The sequence below is a fragment of the Kitasatospora sp. NPDC048298 genome (assembly GCF_043201465.1).
Classification (GTDB): domain Bacteria; phylum Actinomycetota; class Actinomycetes; order Streptomycetales; family Streptomycetaceae; genus Kitasatospora.
Map to the genome: position 1 here is coordinate 41,174 of NZ_JBICYZ010000003.1, position 16,048 is coordinate 57,221.

The 16,048-nt window shown below is 74.2% G+C and carries 18 protein-coding genes; 12 read left to right on the forward strand and 6 right to left on the reverse strand.

The annotated features are described in order from the left end of the window. Positions 1–36: 36 nt before the first annotated feature. Positions 37–612, forward strand: a complete 576-nt coding sequence (locus ACGF0D_RS03095) for a hypothetical protein (RefSeq protein WP_392913756.1) — start codon at positions 37–39, stop codon at positions 610–612. On the opposite strand, the gene ACGF0D_RS03100 is transcribed toward ACGF0D_RS03095, so the two are convergent. The 4 genes from ACGF0D_RS03100 to ACGF0D_RS03115 form a co-directional block, all read right to left on the reverse strand. Further along, entirely contained in the window at positions 597–1,241 is a 645-nt protein-coding gene (locus tag ACGF0D_RS03100; RefSeq protein ID WP_392913757.1) for a response regulator, read from the reverse strand. The two genes, ACGF0D_RS03095 and ACGF0D_RS03100, sit on opposite strands and share 16 nt — an antisense overlap. Next, the gene (locus ACGF0D_RS03105; RefSeq protein WP_392872314.1) at positions 1,232–2,395 is read right to left on the reverse strand and encodes a sensor histidine kinase; all 1,164 of its coding nucleotides are present in this window, start codon (positions 2,393–2,395) and stop codon (positions 1,232–1,234) included. The genes ACGF0D_RS03100 and ACGF0D_RS03105 overlap by 10 nt, the downstream gene beginning before the upstream one ends. 77 nt (positions 2,396–2,472) lie before the next feature. After that, positions 2,473–3,138: a DedA family protein gene (locus tag ACGF0D_RS03110; RefSeq protein WP_392913758.1), complete on the reverse strand. Its 666-nt coding sequence runs from the start codon at positions 3,136–3,138 to the stop codon at positions 2,473–2,475. Positions 3,139–3,337: 199 nt separating this feature from the next. Continuing rightward, on the reverse strand, positions 3,338–4,141 hold the full coding sequence (locus ACGF0D_RS03115; protein ID WP_392913759.1) for a nucleotidyltransferase domain-containing protein: 804 nt from the start codon (positions 4,139–4,141) through the stop codon (positions 3,338–3,340). A gap of 172 nt (positions 4,142–4,313) precedes the next feature. On the opposite strand from ACGF0D_RS03115, the gene ACGF0D_RS03120 reads away from it, so the two are divergent. Then, on the forward strand, positions 4,314–5,528 hold the full coding sequence (locus tag ACGF0D_RS03120; RefSeq protein WP_392913760.1) for a glycosyltransferase: 1,215 nt from the start codon (positions 4,314–4,316) through the stop codon (positions 5,526–5,528). A gap of 20 nt (positions 5,529–5,548) precedes the next feature. Here the strand turns inward: ACGF0D_RS03120 and ACGF0D_RS03125 are convergent, their stop codons facing one another. Beyond that, entirely contained in the window at positions 5,549–6,475 is a 927-nt protein-coding gene (locus ACGF0D_RS03125) for a hypothetical protein (RefSeq protein WP_392913761.1), read from the reverse strand. Further along, positions 6,472–7,005, reverse strand: a complete 534-nt coding sequence (locus tag ACGF0D_RS03130; RefSeq protein WP_392913762.1) for a SigE family RNA polymerase sigma factor — start codon at positions 7,003–7,005, stop codon at positions 6,472–6,474. Before ACGF0D_RS03130 ends, ACGF0D_RS03125 begins: the two co-directional genes overlap by 4 nt. A 122-nt stretch (positions 7,006–7,127) precedes the next feature. Here ACGF0D_RS03130 and ACGF0D_RS03135 point away from each other — a divergent pair, with 122 nt between their 5' ends. The 10 genes from ACGF0D_RS03135 to ACGF0D_RS03180 all read left to right on the forward strand — a co-directional run bounded on the left by ACGF0D_RS03135 (position 7,128) and on the right by ACGF0D_RS03180 (position 15,992). Continuing rightward, on the forward strand, positions 7,128–7,886 hold the full coding sequence (locus ACGF0D_RS03135; RefSeq protein ID WP_392913763.1) for an alpha/beta fold hydrolase: 759 nt from the start codon (positions 7,128–7,130) through the stop codon (positions 7,884–7,886). Positions 7,887–7,982: 96 nt separating this feature from the next. Further along, complete coding sequence (locus ACGF0D_RS03140; protein ID WP_392913764.1) at positions 7,983–8,792, forward strand: alpha/beta hydrolase; 810 nt, start codon at positions 7,983–7,985, stop codon at positions 8,790–8,792. Positions 8,793–9,034: 242 nt separating this feature from the next. Beyond that, positions 9,035–9,973: an urea transporter gene (locus tag ACGF0D_RS03145; protein WP_392913765.1), complete on the forward strand. Its 939-nt coding sequence runs from the start codon at positions 9,035–9,037 to the stop codon at positions 9,971–9,973. 151 nt (positions 9,974–10,124) lie between these two features. Continuing rightward, a complete protein-coding gene (locus tag ACGF0D_RS03150; protein WP_033349169.1) occupies positions 10,125–10,430 on the forward strand; it encodes an urease subunit gamma in 306 nt (101 codons plus the stop codon). A 3-nt stretch (positions 10,431–10,433) separates the two neighbouring features. Then, complete coding sequence (locus ACGF0D_RS03155; protein WP_392913766.1) at positions 10,434–11,333, forward strand: cobalamin biosynthesis protein CbiX; 900 nt, start codon at positions 10,434–10,436, stop codon at positions 11,331–11,333. A gap of 23 nt (positions 11,334–11,356) precedes the next feature. Further along, on the forward strand, positions 11,357–11,803 hold the full coding sequence (locus ACGF0D_RS03160) for an urease subunit beta (RefSeq protein ID WP_392872287.1): 447 nt from the start codon (positions 11,357–11,359) through the stop codon (positions 11,801–11,803). Then, positions 11,803–13,527, forward strand: a complete 1,725-nt coding sequence (gene ureC / locus ACGF0D_RS03165; RefSeq protein WP_392913767.1) for an urease subunit alpha — start codon at positions 11,803–11,805, stop codon at positions 13,525–13,527. The genes ACGF0D_RS03160 and ureC overlap by 1 nt, the downstream gene beginning before the upstream one ends. A gap of 92 nt (positions 13,528–13,619) precedes the next feature. Beyond that, positions 13,620–14,300 carry an urease accessory protein UreF gene (locus tag ACGF0D_RS03170; RefSeq protein WP_392913927.1) on the forward strand — a complete coding sequence of 227 codons (681 nt, stop codon included), beginning with the start codon at positions 13,620–13,622 and terminating at the stop codon, positions 14,298–14,300. Positions 14,301–14,346: 46 nt separating this feature from the next. Beyond that, complete coding sequence (gene ureG / locus ACGF0D_RS03175) at positions 14,347–14,967, forward strand: urease accessory protein UreG (RefSeq protein ID WP_392872281.1); 621 nt, start codon at positions 14,347–14,349, stop codon at positions 14,965–14,967. Positions 14,968–15,035: 68 nt separating this feature from the next. Next, complete coding sequence (locus tag ACGF0D_RS03180; RefSeq protein ID WP_392913768.1) at positions 15,036–15,992, forward strand: urease accessory protein UreD; 957 nt, start codon at positions 15,036–15,038, stop codon at positions 15,990–15,992. Positions 15,993–16,048 lie beyond the last annotated feature (56 nt).

Here is a 16,048-nt window from a genome sequence, read left to right on the forward strand (position 1 = left end):
TGCCGGGCCGCCGTCCCGGCCGGAGATACTGCCGCCATGCTGTTGACGTGGATCGCCGAGCTGGCCGAGGAGCCGCTGGCACTGGAGCCGGACGACCACCCGGTGGAGTGGGAGACCAACACCTGGTGGCTGAACGCCGAGGTCGAGGACCGGCGGGCGCTGACCGTCCAGGAGGTGGTGGACGCCTTCGAGCGGACCGCCGCCCTGCTCCGCGAACGGGTCCGGGCGCTGGGTCACGACGGGCCGGCCACGTTCTACGTCTGGCACGACGACCAGGCCGGGCAGCTGCGGTGCTCGACCGGATCGGTCGGTCCGGACGACCTGCCGTTCGGTGGCGCGTACGAGCCGGTGGCGGACCTCGGGCCGATCGTCGCGGACTTCCTGGCCGACGAGGAGCCGGGCACGACCAGGCTCACGGGCGAGGAAAGCGAGGAAGGCGAGGAGTGCGAGGGCGACCGGCAGGAGCCGGCCGTCCGGCCGTTCCCCGTCTGGGGCCGTGCCGTCGGTGCCGTCGGTGCCGTCGGTGTCGCGGGTGCTGTCGGTGACCCCGGTGACCCCGGTGACATCGGTCCGGACGGAGCCGCCGCGCCGGGGGACTACGCGCCCAGGTAGTGCAGGACGGCCAGGATGCGGCGGTTGTAGTCGGTGGTGCGGGGCAGGTCCAGCTTGTCGAAGACGGCGTTGAGGTTCTTCTCCACCGCACTCTGCGAGACGTGCAGCCGCTGCGCGATGGCGGCGTTGGTCCAGCCCTGGGCGAGCGCCTCCAGGACGCTGCGCTCGCGCGGGGTGAGCCGGGCCAGCGGGTCGGTGCGGGTGGTGCGTACCACCAGTTGGCGGACCACCTCCGGGTCGATCACCGCGCCGCCCGCCGCGACCCGCACCAGGGCGTCCAGGAACTCGTCCACCTCGGCCACCCGGTCCTTCAACAGGTAGCCGACCCGCTCCGCGCCGGCGTCCAACAGCCGCGCCGCGTAACCGCGTTCGATGTGCTGGGAGAGCACCAGGACCCCGACCTGCGGCCACCGCTCGCGGATCTCCACCGCCGCCCGCAGTCCTTCGTCGGTGTGGGTCGGCGGCATCCGGATGTCCACCACCACGATGTCCGGCGGCTGCTCCGCCACCGCCGCGGTCAGCGCCGTCGCGTCGCCGACCGCGGCCAGCACCTCGTGCCCCTCCTCGGCGAGCAGTCGGACCAGGCCCTCCCGCAGCAGGGTCGAGTCCTCGGCGAGGGTCACGCGCATGGCAGCTCCGCGGTGATGACGGTCGGCCCCCCGGCGGGGCTGTGGACGTGGAGGGTACCGTCCAGCGCGGCGACCCGCCCGCGCAGGCCGGTCAGGCCGCTGCCCGTCGGGTCCGCGCCACCGCGGCCGTCGTCCTCGACCCGTACGGTGAGCAGGGTGGCGGTCCCCTCGACCCGGGCCGAGATCGCCGAGGCGGCCGAGTGCTTGGCCGCGTTGGTGACGCACTCGGACACCACGAAGTAGGCGGCGGTCCGCACGGGTTCGGGGAGCGGACCGGCCACCTCGTAGCGCAGCCGCAGCGGGATGGCGCAGCGCTCGGCCACCCCGCCCAGTGCCTCCTCCAGCCCCAGGGTGTCCAGCGCCGACGGGTACGCCCGCCAGGCCACCTCGCGCAGCTCGGTCAGCAACTCCTGCGCCTCCCGGTGCGCCTGGCGCAGCAGCGCCTCCGTCCGCTCCGGGTCCCGGTGGCGGTCCAGGCCGCGCCGCGCCCGGCCGAGCAGCATCGCCAGCGCCACCACCCGCTGCTGCACGCCGTCGTGCAGGTCCCGCTCGATCCGCCGCCGCTCGGTGTCCACCGCTCGCACCACCGCGGCCCGGCTGTCGGCGAGTTCGGCGATCCGGCGGCGCAGCAGCTCGGCCTCGGACGGCCCGAAGCACTCCCGCGCGCTCCTGGCGTCCAGCGCGGCCAGCGAGAACAGGCCCTGCACAGCCAGGAAGAGCAGCACCCCGCCGAGCAGCACCTGGGTCGCCAACTCCTCCCAGCCGAGCGAGCCGCGCAGCACCCCGCCGACCAGCAGCACGGCCAGGGCCAGCCCGAAGACCAGCAGCCCCAGCACCACCCCGGCGACCAGCCCGCCGCCGCTGCGCACCACCAGGTAGCGCAGCAGCCTGCCCTCGTCCGCCCGGTAGTGGCGCGGGAAGCGGTCGCCGAAGAACGCGCTGCGCCGGGCCCGCTCCAGGGCGGCCAGTCGGCGCACCCCCGACAGCAGGCCCGGCGCCGCGTACGGGCGGGTGCGCGGCCAGAGCAGGAACGGGCCGAGGACGGCACCGGCCAGCAGCAGGTACAGCGCGGCGAGGACGGCGCTCGGGCAGCCGAGCAGGAAGCCGGTGGCGCGGCGCGGCCATGACGTGGTGTCTGTTCCATCCCCCTGCACGGGGTCCGAGCTTACGGGGGCGCCGGGGCCGGCGGGATCGGCCGGGTGGCTCGGGCCGTTCCGGCCGGTCGGCCCGCTCACCGGGCGCGGCGGTGCTGGGCGGCGCTGGTGCGCCCGCGCCAGCGCATCACGACGTACCCGGCCACGGCCACCACGACCACCACCAGGACCGCCTTGGAGAGCAGGCCCACGTACGTCTCCACCACGTCCCAGCGGTCCCCGAGCAGGAACCCGGCCATCACCAGCACGCTGTTCCACACCAGGCTGCCGATCGTGGTCAGCATGACGAACGCGGGCAGTGGCATCCGCTCGACCCCGGCCGGGACGGAGATCAGGCTGCGGAAGATCGGCACCATCCGGCCCAGCAGCACCGCCTTCGTCCCGTGCCGGGCGAACCAGGCCTCGGTGCGCTCCAGGTCGGAGGCCTTGACCAGCGGCAGCCGGGCCCAGATCGCGTGCATCCGCTCCCGGCCGAACAACGCGCCCAGCCAGTACAGGACGACGGCCCCGACGACCGACCCGAGGGTGGTCCAGGTCAGCGCCGACGCGAGGCTGATCACGCCCTGCCCGGCGGCGAAGCCCGTCAGCGGCAGGATCACCTCGCTGGGCAGCGGCGGGAACAGGTTCTCCAGCGCGATCGCCAGGCCGGCGCCGGGGCCGCCCATGGTGTCCACCAGGTCGGCCGCCCAGCCGGCGAACCCGTCGGCGGGCTGCTGGGCGATGGCGAGGACGGTGTGCCGCATGCGGTTCTCCAGGGGGCAGGGGTGCCGGCGCCGGTGCGCTCGGCTCTGCCCTCCACGCTAGAAATCGCAGGTCAGCGGCGGTATGCGGGTTTCCGGCGAACCTCCTGCGGAAAACCGCAGTTCCCCGCCCTGAGGTTTCCCGCAGCGCGGGGAACTCACCGGCCAGGGCCCGGGCCGTCGGGTGGGGACGGTGCCCGGTTCAGCGGCCCAGCGCGGCCACCGTCTCCCGGGTCAGCTCCCGGGCCCGGGTGACGGTGGCCGTCAGTTCCGCCGCCGACCCGCCGGGCGCGGCGAGCAGGCCGCGTGCGACCTTGCCGAAGTGCCTCGGCGTGTCGGGTAGTCGCTCCGCCACTGCCAGGGCCCCCTTCTCGTTGAGGCACCAGCGGCGGTGGTGGGCGTACAGGGCCTGGACCAGGATGCCGACGGCGCGGGACAGACAGAGCGAGACGTGCAGGGCGTCGGCGCGGACGGCGCTCTTCGCGGCGGTGTCCAGCAGGAACCCGGCCTCCCAGGTGGCCGCGGTGAGGGCCTCGCGCAGCGGCTCCGGGTAGTCGGCGGTCTGCCGCTTGAGCCGCGCCAACTCCCCGGTGGGGTCGGCCAGTGGCTGCCCGAGGGCGACCTCGCCCGGGTAGCAGGGGGACCAGAAGCCGAGCGGATGGCCGGCCTGCGTCCCCACCTCGAAACGGCCCTCGCGGCAGTCCGCCCACACCCGTCCGACCCGGTCGAGGTCCCGCAGGATCCAGTCCACGGCGACCGCGTCGACCCGCAGCCACGCCCCGCCGTTCACCCACGGTCCCCAGCCGCCCGGGCCGGCCACCTCGGCCCCCGACCCGGCGAGTTCACGCAGCGCGTCGAGGTCGAGGCCGCCCCGGTAGTACACCCCGAGGTCCCAGTCCGACTCCGGCCGCTCCTCGCCGCGGGCCCGGCTCCCGCCGAGCATCACTCCCACCACGCCTGGCACACGGGTGAGTTGACCGGCCATGGACTCGATGATCGCGCGCATGGGGCGATTCTGGCAGGTCTCGCTCTCGTGGAGCTCCGTTCCGAGGAGGCCGTCCCCACTCCTCGCCACTCTCAACGTATAGCGCACGGGGGGCCTTGCCACAAGGCCCCGGCGATGGCCCAGAATCACCGGCTCAAGGACACGAAGCCGGGGAAAGAACGGGGAGTTCGACGTGCGAGTGGTGTTGTCGACGTACGGGTCGCGTGGGGACGTCGAGCCGATGGCCGCGCTGGCGCTGCGGCTGGAGGAGCTGGGCGCCTCGGTGCGGGTGTGCGCCCCGCCGGACGAGGAGTTCTCGGCGCGGCTGGCCGAGGTCGGGGTGGAACCGGTACCGGCCGGGCAGTCGATCCGCGCGCTGGTCAGCGGGCCGCCGCCGGCGCCCTCGGGCTTCTCCGAGCGTGCCGCCCGACTGGTCGAGCAGTTCCACGCGGCGGTGCTCGGGGCGGCCGAGCCGGGCGGCGCGGTGGTGGCCACCGGCCTGTTCCCGGCGGTGGCCGGCGCGCAGGCGGCGGCCGAGCGGCTGGGCGCCCGCTTCGCGTACGTCGCCCTCCAGCCGACCGTGCTGCCCTCCCCGCACCACCGGCCCTTCGAGTACCCGATGGCGCCGTACCTGCCGGAGGTGACCGACCGCCGGGAGCTGTGGGAGCTCAACATCGGGACGATGAACGCGCTGTTCGGGGAGGCGGTCAACACCCACCGGGCGGCGGTCGGGCTGCCCGCGGTCGACAACGTCCGGGACCACGTCCTCACCGGCCGGCCGTGGCTGGCCACCGACCCGCTGCTCGACCCCTGGCCGAGCCCGCCCGGGGCGGGGTGGCCCGAGGCGGTGCAGACCGGCGCGTGGATCCTGCCGGACGAACGACCGCTGCCCGCCGACCTGTCGGCCTTCCTGGCGGCCGGTGAGGCGCCGGTGTACGTCGGCTTCGGCAGCATGCCGCTGCGCGACCCGGCGGGCGCCGCCCGGGCGGCCGTCGAGGCCGTCCGCGCCCAGGGCCGGCGGGTGCTGCTCGGCCGCGGCTGGGCCCGGCTCGCCGAGGTGGACGGGGCCGGGGACTGCTTCGCGGTCGGCGAGGTCAACCAGCAGGCGCTGTTCCCGAAGGTCGCCGCCGTCGTCCACCACGGCGGCGCCGGCACCACCACCACGGCCGCCCGGGCGGGGGTGCCCCAGGTGCTGGTCCCGCAGATGGTGGACCAGCCGTACTGGGCCTCGCGGGTGGCGGCGCTGGGCATCGGCGCCGCCCACGACGGCCCGACCCCGACCACCGAGTCCCTCGCCGCCGCCCTGCGCCACGCCCTCGCCCCCGCCACCCGCGAGCGCGCCGCCGCCCTCGCCGCCGGCATCCGTACGGACGGCGCGGCGGCGGCCGCGAAGCTGCTGCTCGGCTGAGGGGCGTCGGGCGGGCGTCCTCAGGAGCCGGGCTCGGTCAGGTACTTGGCGTCGGCGTTCGGAAGCACGTTGCCGTCCCTGTCGAAGAACTGCCAGGAGCTCGCCCGCTTCGCCCCCGGGCGGGCCACCACCACCGCGCGGACGGGGGAGTCGGCCACGGTGACGAGCGGCGGCTCGGTGGAGGTGCCGTCGGTCCAGGTCACCACCACCCGGCCGACGTCCGGGCCGAGCGAGAGCAGCACCACGTCGAGCGGGGCCACGGTGTCCCCCTTGCCCCGGTGGCCGACCAGACCGCCGCCGAAGGTGGTCCGGCTGCGTGGGTCGACCTTGCCCGGGGCCGGCTGGACGCCCTCGGAGTCATGGCTCTGCCGCACCCCGTCCACGGTGAAGTAGACGTCGACGACATCGAAGTCGGGCTGCCAGTACCGCCGGACGTACTCCTCCGTCGGTTCGGCCGCCGCCGAGTCGTAGCGGCTGCGCTCCTTCCACACCGCCGTCGCCTGCTCGAACGCCCGCTCCCGCGGGGCCTCCGGCCACAGCGCCTCCCACAGCTGCCACTGCTTGCCGTCCGGGGCCACGCCCTGGCCCAGCAGCACCCGGACCGGGGTGAGCGGGTCACGCACCGCGGCGGTCGTCGAGGGCGCGGCGGTCGCCGGTCCGAGCACGGCGCCGACGCCCGCCGGGCCGACCCCGTGGGCGGGCGCCGGGCCCGGGCGCAGCTGCGCCAGCGCCCCACCGGTCAGCGCCACCACCGCGGCCAGCGCCACCGCGCCGACCACCGTACGGCGGCGGTGCCGCAGCCGGCGGCCGCCCGCCACGATGTCCGCCACCGGCGCCGGACCGATCCGCGCGCCGGCCGCCGCCTCGGCCAGGCCGAGGCCGACCCACACGTCCCTGCCGTCGTCCACGCCCGTCCCGCCCGGCTCCTGGTCCGTTCCGCGCCTCATGCCGTTCCTCCGATGTGCGTCGTGTCCTTGAGTTCCACCAGTGCCGTGACCTGCCGCAGCCGCGCGATGCCCTTCGCGGCGTGGCTGCGCACCGCGCCCACCGAGCAGCCCATCGCCGCCGCCGTCTGGCTGTCGCTCAGGTCCTCCCAGTGCCGCAGCACCACCGCCTCGCGCTGACGCGGCGGCAGGGTGGCCAGCGCGGCCAGCAGGGCCCCGCGCTGGTCGGAGCGGGCGAAGCCGTCCTCGGTCCCCGCCGCGTCCGGCACCGCGTCCACCAGCAGCTCCGGCGCCCGGCGGCGCCAGCGGCGGGCGTGCTGGTTGACCAGGATCCGCCGCACGTAGGCGTACGGATCGTCGGCCCGGCGCACCCTCGACCAGGCCGCGCAGGCCTTCTCGGCGGCGGACTGCACCAGGTCCTCGGCCGCGTACTGCTCGCCGGCCAGCAGGTACGCCGTCCGCACCAGGCGGGGCCAGGCCGCGACGATGAACGCCTGGAACCCGTCGTCCCGCTCGCTCTTCGCATCTCCCATGAGCACCTCCGAGCACCTCCTTCACCCGTCCAGAGCCCGGGGACCGCCGCAAGCGCTTACCGGCGGCCGCGGCGACTTCAAATCGCTTGGGAACCGGGGGCGCGGGCACTAGCATCCGCCGGATGATCATTTCTCATGACGTAGCAGGCAGTGGGCCCGCCGTGGTGCTGCTGCACTCCTCGGTGTGCGACCGGCGGATGTGGGACGCGCAGTGGCAGCCGCTGATCGACGCCGGGTACCGGGTGGTCCGCTGCGACTTCCGCGGCTTCGGCGACTCACCGCTCGCGGAGAGCCCCTACAGCGACACCGGGGACGTCCTGGCCCTGCTCGACCACCTGGACATCGAGACCGCCACCCTGGTCGGCGCCTCCCACGGCGGCCGGATCGCCCTGACGGCGGCCGCGCTGCGCCCCGAGGCGGTCACCAGGCTGGCCCTGCTCGGCTCGGGCATGCCCGGACACCAGCCCAGCGACACCCTGCGGGCCTTCGGCGGCCGCGAGGACGAACTGATCGAGGCCGGGGACCTCGACGCGGCCGTCGAGCTGAACGTCGACGCCTGGCTCGGCCCGGAGGCCGACGAGCAGACCCGGGCGCAGGTCCGGCTGATGCAGCGCCACGCCTTCGACGTCCAGCTGGAGGCGACGATCGGCCCCGACCGCGAGGACGTCGACCTCGGCCGGATCACCGCCCCCACCCTGGCCGTGGCCGGCGCCCACGACTTCCAGGACTTCCGCGACATCGCCGCCGCCCTCCCCGCCCTCCTCCCCGACGCCCGCCACCGGGAACTCCCCTGGGCCGGCCACCTCCCCAGCCTGGAGCGCCCCGCCGAGATCACCGCCCTCCTCCTGGCCTTCCTCGGCGAGCCCGCCCCGGGCGCGTAGCCGCTCCGTCAGCGGCGGAGGCTTCGGTGGCAGCGGTTCCGGTGGCAGCGGTGAAAAGCCGGGACTCGAACGTGTGTCGGGAGCCATGATGGCCGGGTGCACTTCACCTCGGAATCCAGCGCGGACGGCGTGACGCAGCGCCGGTTCACCCTCGACGGCGTGCCCGGTGTGCTGTGGCAGCCGGACGGGCCGCCCCTCGGTCGGCGGCCCCTGGTGCTGCTGGGGCACGGCGGCGGCCAGCACAAGCTGGGGCCGGGGCTGGTGGACCGGGCGCGCCGGTGTGTACGGCGGCACGGGTTCGCGGCGGTGGCGCTGGACGCGCCGGGGCACGGGGAGCGGGCGCGCAGCGCGCAGGACGAGCGGTTCGCCACCGAGATCGGGGAGTTGATCGCGGCGGGCCGGCCGGTCAGCGCGTGGGTGGCGCGGCACACGGCGGAGCTCGCGGAGCGGGCGGTCCCGGAGTGGGTGGCGGTGCTGGACGCGCTGGCCGCCCTGGCGGCGCCGGGCGGCCCGGGCGGGCTGGGTGAGCTGGACGGGCAGGCGGAGGGCCTCGGGCCGGTGGGGTACTGGGGGTTGTCGCTGGGGAGCGTGATCGGCATCCCGCTGGTGGCGGCCGAGCCGCGCATCGCCGCCGCGGTGTTCGGGCTGACGGGGCACGCGTCGCAGACGGAGGCGGCGGGTCGGGTCGGCGTGCCGGTGGAGTTCCTGCTCCAGTGGGACGACCGACTGGTCCCGCGCGAGGGGGCGCTCGCACTGTTCGGCGCGCTGGGGTCCCCGGAGAAGACGCTGCACGCCAACCCCGGGGGCCACCTGGACCTGCCGGAGCTCCAACTGGAGTCGTCCGAGCGGTTCCTGGCCCGGCAGCTCGGTGCCGCGGAGGCCGACCGGGATGCCAACCGTCAGTAAAACTTCGCAAAGGATTTCTCCCTGCAACGAACCCGACGGGCATCGACTTCAACATATTGTTGCAGTTCAGCGGCCCGATGGTCACCCTTCGTGGATTTGACATAACACTCCGCTCCCCCTGGACTTCACAATCCGTAGGAGTACGGTTCCGGAGGAATCGCCGGGGCCGACTTCCAGGCAGGCCGGCCGTACCGGAAATGGTGCGCAGCATGGATTGGCAAAAGGGTGGGGAGAGCACCCCGGTGACGGCTCGTCCGATATCCGGCAGAGTGCTCGCGGAGGTCCTGCGCGGCGTGGCGCAGGTCGATTTCATGCCGTCCGTCGTGTGCGGACTCCTCTTCGTGGCCGCGCTGCTCGCCGCCGGCTGGCAGTTCGGCCTCTACGGGCTGCTCGGCAGCGCCGTCTCCACCGCCGTCGCGTACGGGCTGGGGCTCGACCGGGAGGCCGTCGGGGCCGGGCTGCACGGGTACAACGGGTGTCTGGTGGCGCTGGGTTGCTCCGTCTTCCTGGGCGCAGGGCACCCGGCGACGGTCGCGGTGGCGGCCCTCGGGGCCGCCGTCGCCGTGGTGGTCACGGCGGGGCTCGGGGCGCTGCTCGCCACCTGGCGGCTGCCCGCGCTGACCGCGCCGTTCTGCCTGGTCGCGACGGCCGTCACGGCGGCCGCCCCCGGCTTCCGCCGACTGTGGCACGGCGCCGGCGCACCCGCCGCCCCGCCCGTCCCGGCCGGCGGGCCGACCGGGCTGGGCTGGGAGCAGCTCTGGCACGGGTTCTTCGCGAACATCGGTCAGATCTTCTTCATGCCGCAGTGGTACGTCGGCCTGCTGTTCCTGGCCGGGCTGTTCGCGGCGAGCCGCCTCGCGGGCCTGATGGCCTGTGCGGGAAGCGCCACCGGGCTGCTCACGGCCTGGGTGTTCGGCGCCCCCGGCGAGGCGGTCGGCCAGGGCCTGCTCGGGTACAGCGGTGTGCTGGTCGCCCTCGCGCTGTGCGGGGTGTTCCTGGTGCCCGACGGCTGGAGTGCGGCCTACGCCCTGGTCGGCGCGGTCGGCGCGACCGTGCTGACCCCGGCGCTCGGCGCGGCCTCCGCGCCTTTCGGCGGCCACGCCTTCACCTGGCCGTTCGTGCTGACCACGATGCTGTTCCTGGCGGCGGTGCCGGCCGTCCCGCGCCTGCGCCGGACCTGAATTCCGCATTCGGTTCCCCCCCGGAGTTCCCGTACTTCGTCCGACTTCCAGCAATGAAGGCAGTGCAGGCAGTGCAGGCGGTCCAAGCGGTCCAAAACAGTTCCCGCTCTGTTGCATTCCATCGGATTCCCGGAAAGGAAGAGTGGTCCCCGTGAATCTCTCGCCGCGTGAGATGGACAAGCTGTACATCTACGTCGTCGCCGATCTGGCCCGCAAACGCCGCGACCGCGGCGTCAAGCTGAACTACAGCGAGGCCTGCGCGCTCATCAGCGAGGCCATCATGGAGGGCGCCCGGGACGGCCGCACCGTCGCCGAGTGCATGGAGATCGGCAAGCAGGTCGTCAGCAACGCGGACGTCATGCCGGGCGTGCGCGAGATGCTCCCGCTGCTCCAGGTCGAGGCGGCGTTCCTGGACGGGACCAAACTGGTCTCCTGCCACGACCCGGTGGGTGCCTGAGCGATGACCCGGTCCCAGGCCGCCACCGTGGTACTGGCCGGCGGGCACGAGAGCGACGGCGGACGGGCCCTCGCGACGCTGGTCGCGACCGGACCCGCCGTACACGCCGCCGCCCCCGCAGGCCGTCCGCTCACCGAGGCCGTACGGTCGGCGCTCGCCGCGGCGGGCGACGGACCGGTGTGCGTCGTGCCGATGACGCTCGGCCGCGACCCCGGGCTGATCGCCGACACCGCCCGGGCACTGCGCTGGCTCGCCGCCGGAGAGGGCCGCGGACGGCTCGCCCTGACCGCGCCCTTCGGCGCCGCCGACCACCTGATCGGCTGGCTGCGGGCCGCCGCCGGCGCCGCCCCCGACGGCGCGGTGCTGGTCACCGCCCCGGCAGCCGGCCCGTTCGAGGACGCCGAGCTGTTCCGGATCGCCCGCCTCGCCCGCCAGTACGGCCGGCACCGCTGGGTCGAGGTCGCCTTCGACGGCGGCGACCCCGACCCGGCCGAGGGCGCCGAACGCTGCCGGCTGCTCGGCGCCCGCGAGGTGACGGCCGTTGCGGCCTCGTTCGGCCCGGCCCTGCGCACCGCCCTGCCCGGCGTACGGGACGGCGGCCCGCTGCTGCGGCCGTCCGCCGTCGCCGGGGTGGTCGCGGCCAGGACGGCGGCGGCGCTGCACCTGCTCGGGCACGGAGAGGACGGCATCCTGGCCGGCCTCGACGCCGAGCACGGGCACGGGTACGCGCACAGCCACGGGCCGGGGGAGCGGCACAGCCACGGGCACGGCTACGCGCACAGCCACGGGCCGGGGGAGCAGCACCACCAGCACCACGGGCAGCACGCGCACCAGCACGGCCACACCCACGACACTCGCGAACCCGCACACGACCCCCGCGAACCCGCACACACCCCCCACTGACCCGGCAGAGAGGAAGGCCAGCCATGTCCGGCAGCGCCGCATACCTGTACGGCGACGACCCGGTGGAGATCAACGCCGGCCGCGCCAAGGCCACCGTCACGGTCAGCAACACCGGCGACCGGGCGATCCAGGTCGGATCCCACTACCACTTCTTCGAGGCCAACCGCGCCCTCGACTTCGACCGCAACGCCGCCTTCGGCAAGCACCTGGACATCCCGGCCGGCACCGCCGTTCGGTTCGAGCCCGGCGACACCAGGGACGTCACCCTCGCCGAGTTCGGCGGCCACCGCCGCCTGGTGGGCTTCGCCGGCCTCGTGGACGGCGGCATCACCGCCCCCGGCACCCGGGCCCGCGCCGTCGACCGGGCCATCGCCCGCGGCTTCAAGGGCACCAACCTCGACCACAAGGAAGACCGGCCACGGAACCTCTCGACGGAGACCGGCCCGGCCGACCAGGAAGGCGACCACTGATGGCCATCCTCTCCCGCAAGCAGTACACCGACCTCTTCGGCCCCACCGTCGGCGACCGCTTCCACCTCGCCGACACCAACCTCCTGGTCGAGGTCGAACAGGACTTCAACCAGGGCCACTACGGCGACGAGGCCGTCTACGGCGGCGGCAAGGCCATCCGCGACGGGATGGCCCAGGACCCGGCCGCGACCTCCGCGCAGGGCGCGCTCGACCTGGTGATCACCAACGTGGTGGTCATGGACCCGGTGCTCGGCGTCGTCAAGGGCGACATCGGCGTCAAGGACGGCCTCATCGTCGCCGTCGGCAAGGCCGGCAACCCGCACACCCAGAGCGGAGTGCACCCCCGGCTGGTGATCGGCCCCGGCACGGAGGTGATCTCCGGCGAGCACCTGATCGCCACCGCCGGCGGCATCGACACCCACATCCACTTCATCGCCCCGCAGCAGGTGCAGGAGGCGCTGAGCAACGGCATCACCACCCTGATCGGCGGCGGCACCGGCCCGTCCGACGGCACCAACGGCACCACCTGCACCCCCGGCCCGTGGAACATCCACCGGATGTACCAGGCCGTCGAGGACCTGCCGGTCAACGTCGGCCTGCTGGGCAAGGGCAACGGCTCGCTGCCCGGCGCGCTGCGCGAGCAGGTCGAGGCGGGCGTGTGCGGCCTCAAGGTGCACGAGGACTGGGGCAGCACCCCGGCCGCGATCGACAGCGCGCTGAGCGTCGCCGACGAGTACGACGTGCAGGTGGCCATCCACACCGACACCCTCAACGAGTCCGGCTACTTCGAGGACACCCTGTCCGCGATCGACGGCCGCACCATCCACACCTTCCACACCGAGGGCGCGGGTGGCGGCCACGCCCCCGACATCATGCGGATCGCCGGCGAGCCCAACGTGCTGCCGTCCTCCACCAACCCCACGCTGCCCTACACCGTCAACTCGGTGGACGAGCTGCTGGACATGGTGATGGTCTGCCACCACCTCAGCCACAGCATCCCCGAGGACGTCTCCTTCGCCGACTCCCGGGTCCGCGCCGAGACCATCGCCGCCGAAACCGTGCTGCACGACGAAGGCGTCATCTCGATCTTCTCCTCCGACTCGCAGGCGATGGGCCGGATCGGCGAATCCTTCACCCGCGCCTTCCAGACCGCCCACCACTGCAAGGACCAGCGCGGCAAGCTCGCCGGCGACAGCGAGCGCAACGACAACTTCCGCGTCCTGCGCTACCTCGCCAAGCTCACGATCAACCCGGCCGTCGCCTCCGGCACCGCCGACCACATCGGCTCGCTGGAGCCCGGCAAGCTCGCCGACATCGTGCTCTGGCCGATCAACTCCTTCGCCGCGAAACCGAAGATGGTCATCAAGGGCGGCGTGATCAACTGGGCGCTGATGGGCGACCCGAACGCCTCGCTGCCCACCCCGCAACCGGTCTACTACCGCCCGATGTTCGGCCAGTACGGGCGGGCCAGGCAGGCCACCCGGGTGTCCTTCATGTCGCAGGCCGCCGTCGACCTCGGGGTTCCGGCCCGACTCGGCCTGGAGAGCCGGGTGCTGCCGGTGCGGCGGTGCCGCTCGGTCGGCAAGCAGCACATGGTGCGCAACGACGCGCTGCCGAAGATCGCGGTCGACCCGGAGACGTACAAGGTCACCCTGGACGGCGAGCCGGCCACCATCGAGCCGGCCCGCGAGCTGCCGCTCAACCACCTCTTCTACCTCGCTTGAGCACCGGCGTCGAAGGCGGTCCGGGCCTTCCGGGCGGTCCGGAGGGTCCGGGTGGTCCGGGCGGTTCGGAGGGTCCGGACGGGCCGGGCGGCCTGGACGCGCTGCTGGTCTGCCTCCAACTGACCGACTCGGCCTTCCCCAGCGGCTTCTACACCCTCTCGCACGGTCTGGAGGGCTACGCCCAGGCCAAGGCCGTCACCCCGGACACCCTGCCCGAGCTGCTCGCCGACCTGCTGCGGCACGGCGTCGGACCGTCCGACGCCACGGCCCTGGTCCTGGCCCACCGGGCCGCCACGGCGGGTGACTGGGAGCTGCTCGCCGAGACCGACCAGCGGCTTCACGCCACCAGGCTCAACCGCGAGCTGCGCCTGGCCGCCACCCGGACCGGACGCCAACTCCTGGACATCGCCCGGGAGTCGGTGGGCGGCGCGCCGCTGGAGCGGTACGCCGAGTTGGTCGCGGAGAAGCGCGCCCCCGGCTGCCAGGCGGTGGCGGCCGGGGTGGCGTACGCCTCGGCCGGCGTTCCGGTCCACCAGGCCGTCACCAGCGACCTGTTCGCGTTCTGCACCAGCTTCGTCGGCGCGGCGCTGCGGCTCCGGCTGACCGACCACCGCAAGGCCCAGGTGGTGCTGCGGGCGGCCTCCCCGGTGATCCGGGAGGTCGTATCCGCCGCCCTGGAGCGGGACCTGGCGGACCTGGGCGGCTGCGTGCCGGTCGCCGACGCCATGTCCGGGCGGCACGAGCGGGCGGAGGCCCGGCTGTTCATGAGTTGACCCCCTGTATCCGCACGCAGCACAACGAACCATCAGAGGAGGAGAGTTGACCGAGAACGTGCTCCGCGTGGGCATCGGCGGGCCGGTGGGATCCGGCAAGACGGCGCTGATCGAGGCGCTCGTCCCGGTGCTGATCGCCCGAGGCCACCGCCCGGCGGTCATCACCAACGACATCTACACCCAGGAGGACGCCCAGCACGTGCGGCGCACCCTGGCCGGGGTGCTGGACCCCGAGCGGGTGGTCGGCGTGGAGACCGGCGCCTGCCCGCACACCGCCGTCCGGGACGACCCGACGATGAACCTCGCGGCCGGCGCCGAGATGCTGGAGCGCTTCCCCGACGTCGACACCCTGCTCTTCGAGTCCGGCGGCGACAACCTCACACTGACCTTCAGCCCGGTGCTGGTGGACCTCTTCCTCTTCGTCCTCGACACCGCCGAGGGCGAGAAGATGCCCCGCAAGCGCGGCCCGGGCATCACCGAGTCGGACCTGCTGGTCATCAACAAGATCGACATCGCCCAGTACGTCCGCGCCGACCTCGGGGTGATGGAGTCCGACGCCCACCGGGTGCGCGAGGGCGGCCCGGTGGTGCTCACCAACTGCCTGACGGGGGAAGGGCTGGAGGACATCGCGGCCTTCCTGGAGACCTTCCGGACGGTTCCGGCGTGACGGCTTCCCCGGCTGTGGCGGCTGTGGTGGCTCCTCCGGTTTCCTCGGCTCCTCCGGTTTCCTCGGCTGTGGCGGCTTCGGCAGTGCCCCGGCTCGACCCCCGGCACTACGAGCCGGCCCGCGTCCCGTACGCGGTCCGGCGCTTCGTCGGGACGCCCGACACCCTCGCGGTCGGGCGTCCCGGCAAGGTCGGGCTGCTGGAACTGGCCTTCGAGAAGGTCGGCGGGCGCACCGAACTCACCGGCCACTACCAGAAGTCACCGCTGCAGATCATGCGCCCGCTGTACTTCGACCCGGCCCGCCCCGACCTCGCCGTCACCTTCCTGATGTCCACCGGCGGCGGCATCCTCCAAGCCGACCGGCTCCGCACCGACCTGCACTGCGGCGCCGACACGGCCGTCCACCTGACCACCCAGGCGGCCACCAAGGTCTACCGGATGGAACACGACTACGCGACGCAACTGGTCAACCTGACAGCCGGCCCGCGCGCCTACGTCGAGTACCTGCCCGAGCCCGTGATCCCCTTCGTCGACTCGCGCCTCTACCAGCGGACCGTCCTCACCGTCGACCCGGGCGCGACGGTGCTCGCCGGCGAGAGCATCCTGGCCGGCCGCCTCGCCCGGGGCGAACGCAACGCCTACCAGGTGCTCGCCTCCGACCTCGAAGTCCGCCGTCCGGACGGCGAGTTGGTGGCACTGGACACCGTCCGGCTGGAACCCGCAGCGGGCGGGGGCAGCGGCGTCACCGGCCCGGCGGTACTGGCCGGACACGACGTGATGTCCAGCCTGTACGTCCTCAGCCCGCTCGCCCCGGCGGGCCGGATCGCGGACGCCCTGCACGAGGCGGTGGCCGGCCGGGACCGCTCGCTGCTGTACGGGGTGAGCGTGCTGCCGCAGGACAGCGGCGCCTGGCTGCGCCTCCTCGGCTCCGACACCCGGGCCTGCGCGGCCGCCCTGCGCGCGGCCTGGGACGCGGTGCGGCAGCTGCTCATCGGGGCGCCGGCGCCGGAGCTGCGGAAGACGTAGCGGCGGCGGCCGGAGCCGCTCGTGATCTTCTTCCTGATCCGGTACAACCCCGGGGC

Bases quoted from the DNA above. Each gene is read 5' to 3' on its own strand.
- ACGF0D_RS03160 (WP_392872287.1), top strand. From the start codon at position 11,357: ATGTCCGGCAGCGCCGCATACCTGTACGGCGACGACCCGGTGGAGATC.
- ACGF0D_RS03125 (WP_392913761.1), bottom strand. From the start codon at position 6,475: ATGAGGCGCGGAACGGACCAGGAGCCGGGCGGGACGGGCGTGGACGAC.
- ureC (WP_392913767.1), top strand. From the start codon at position 11,803: ATGGCCATCCTCTCCCGCAAGCAGTACACCGACCTCTTCGGCCCCACC.
- ACGF0D_RS03135 (WP_392913763.1), top strand. From the start codon at position 7,128: ATGATCATTTCTCATGACGTAGCAGGCAGTGGGCCCGCCGTGGTGCTG.
- ACGF0D_RS03130 (WP_392913762.1), bottom strand. From the start codon at position 7,005: ATGGGAGATGCGAAGAGCGAGCGGGACGACGGGTTCCAGGCGTTCATC.
- ACGF0D_RS03100 (WP_392913757.1), bottom strand. From the start codon at position 1,241: ATGCGCGTGACCCTCGCCGAGGACTCGACCCTGCTGCGGGAGGGCCTG.
- ACGF0D_RS03095 (WP_392913756.1), top strand. From the start codon at position 37: ATGCTGTTGACGTGGATCGCCGAGCTGGCCGAGGAGCCGCTGGCACTG.
- ACGF0D_RS03110 (WP_392913758.1), bottom strand. From the start codon at position 3,138: ATGCGGCACACCGTCCTCGCCATCGCCCAGCAGCCCGCCGACGGGTTC.
- ACGF0D_RS03155 (WP_392913766.1), top strand. From the start codon at position 10,434: ATGACCCGGTCCCAGGCCGCCACCGTGGTACTGGCCGGCGGGCACGAG.
- ACGF0D_RS03115 (WP_392913759.1), bottom strand. From the start codon at position 4,141: ATGCGCGCGATCATCGAGTCCATGGCCGGTCAACTCACCCGTGTGCCA.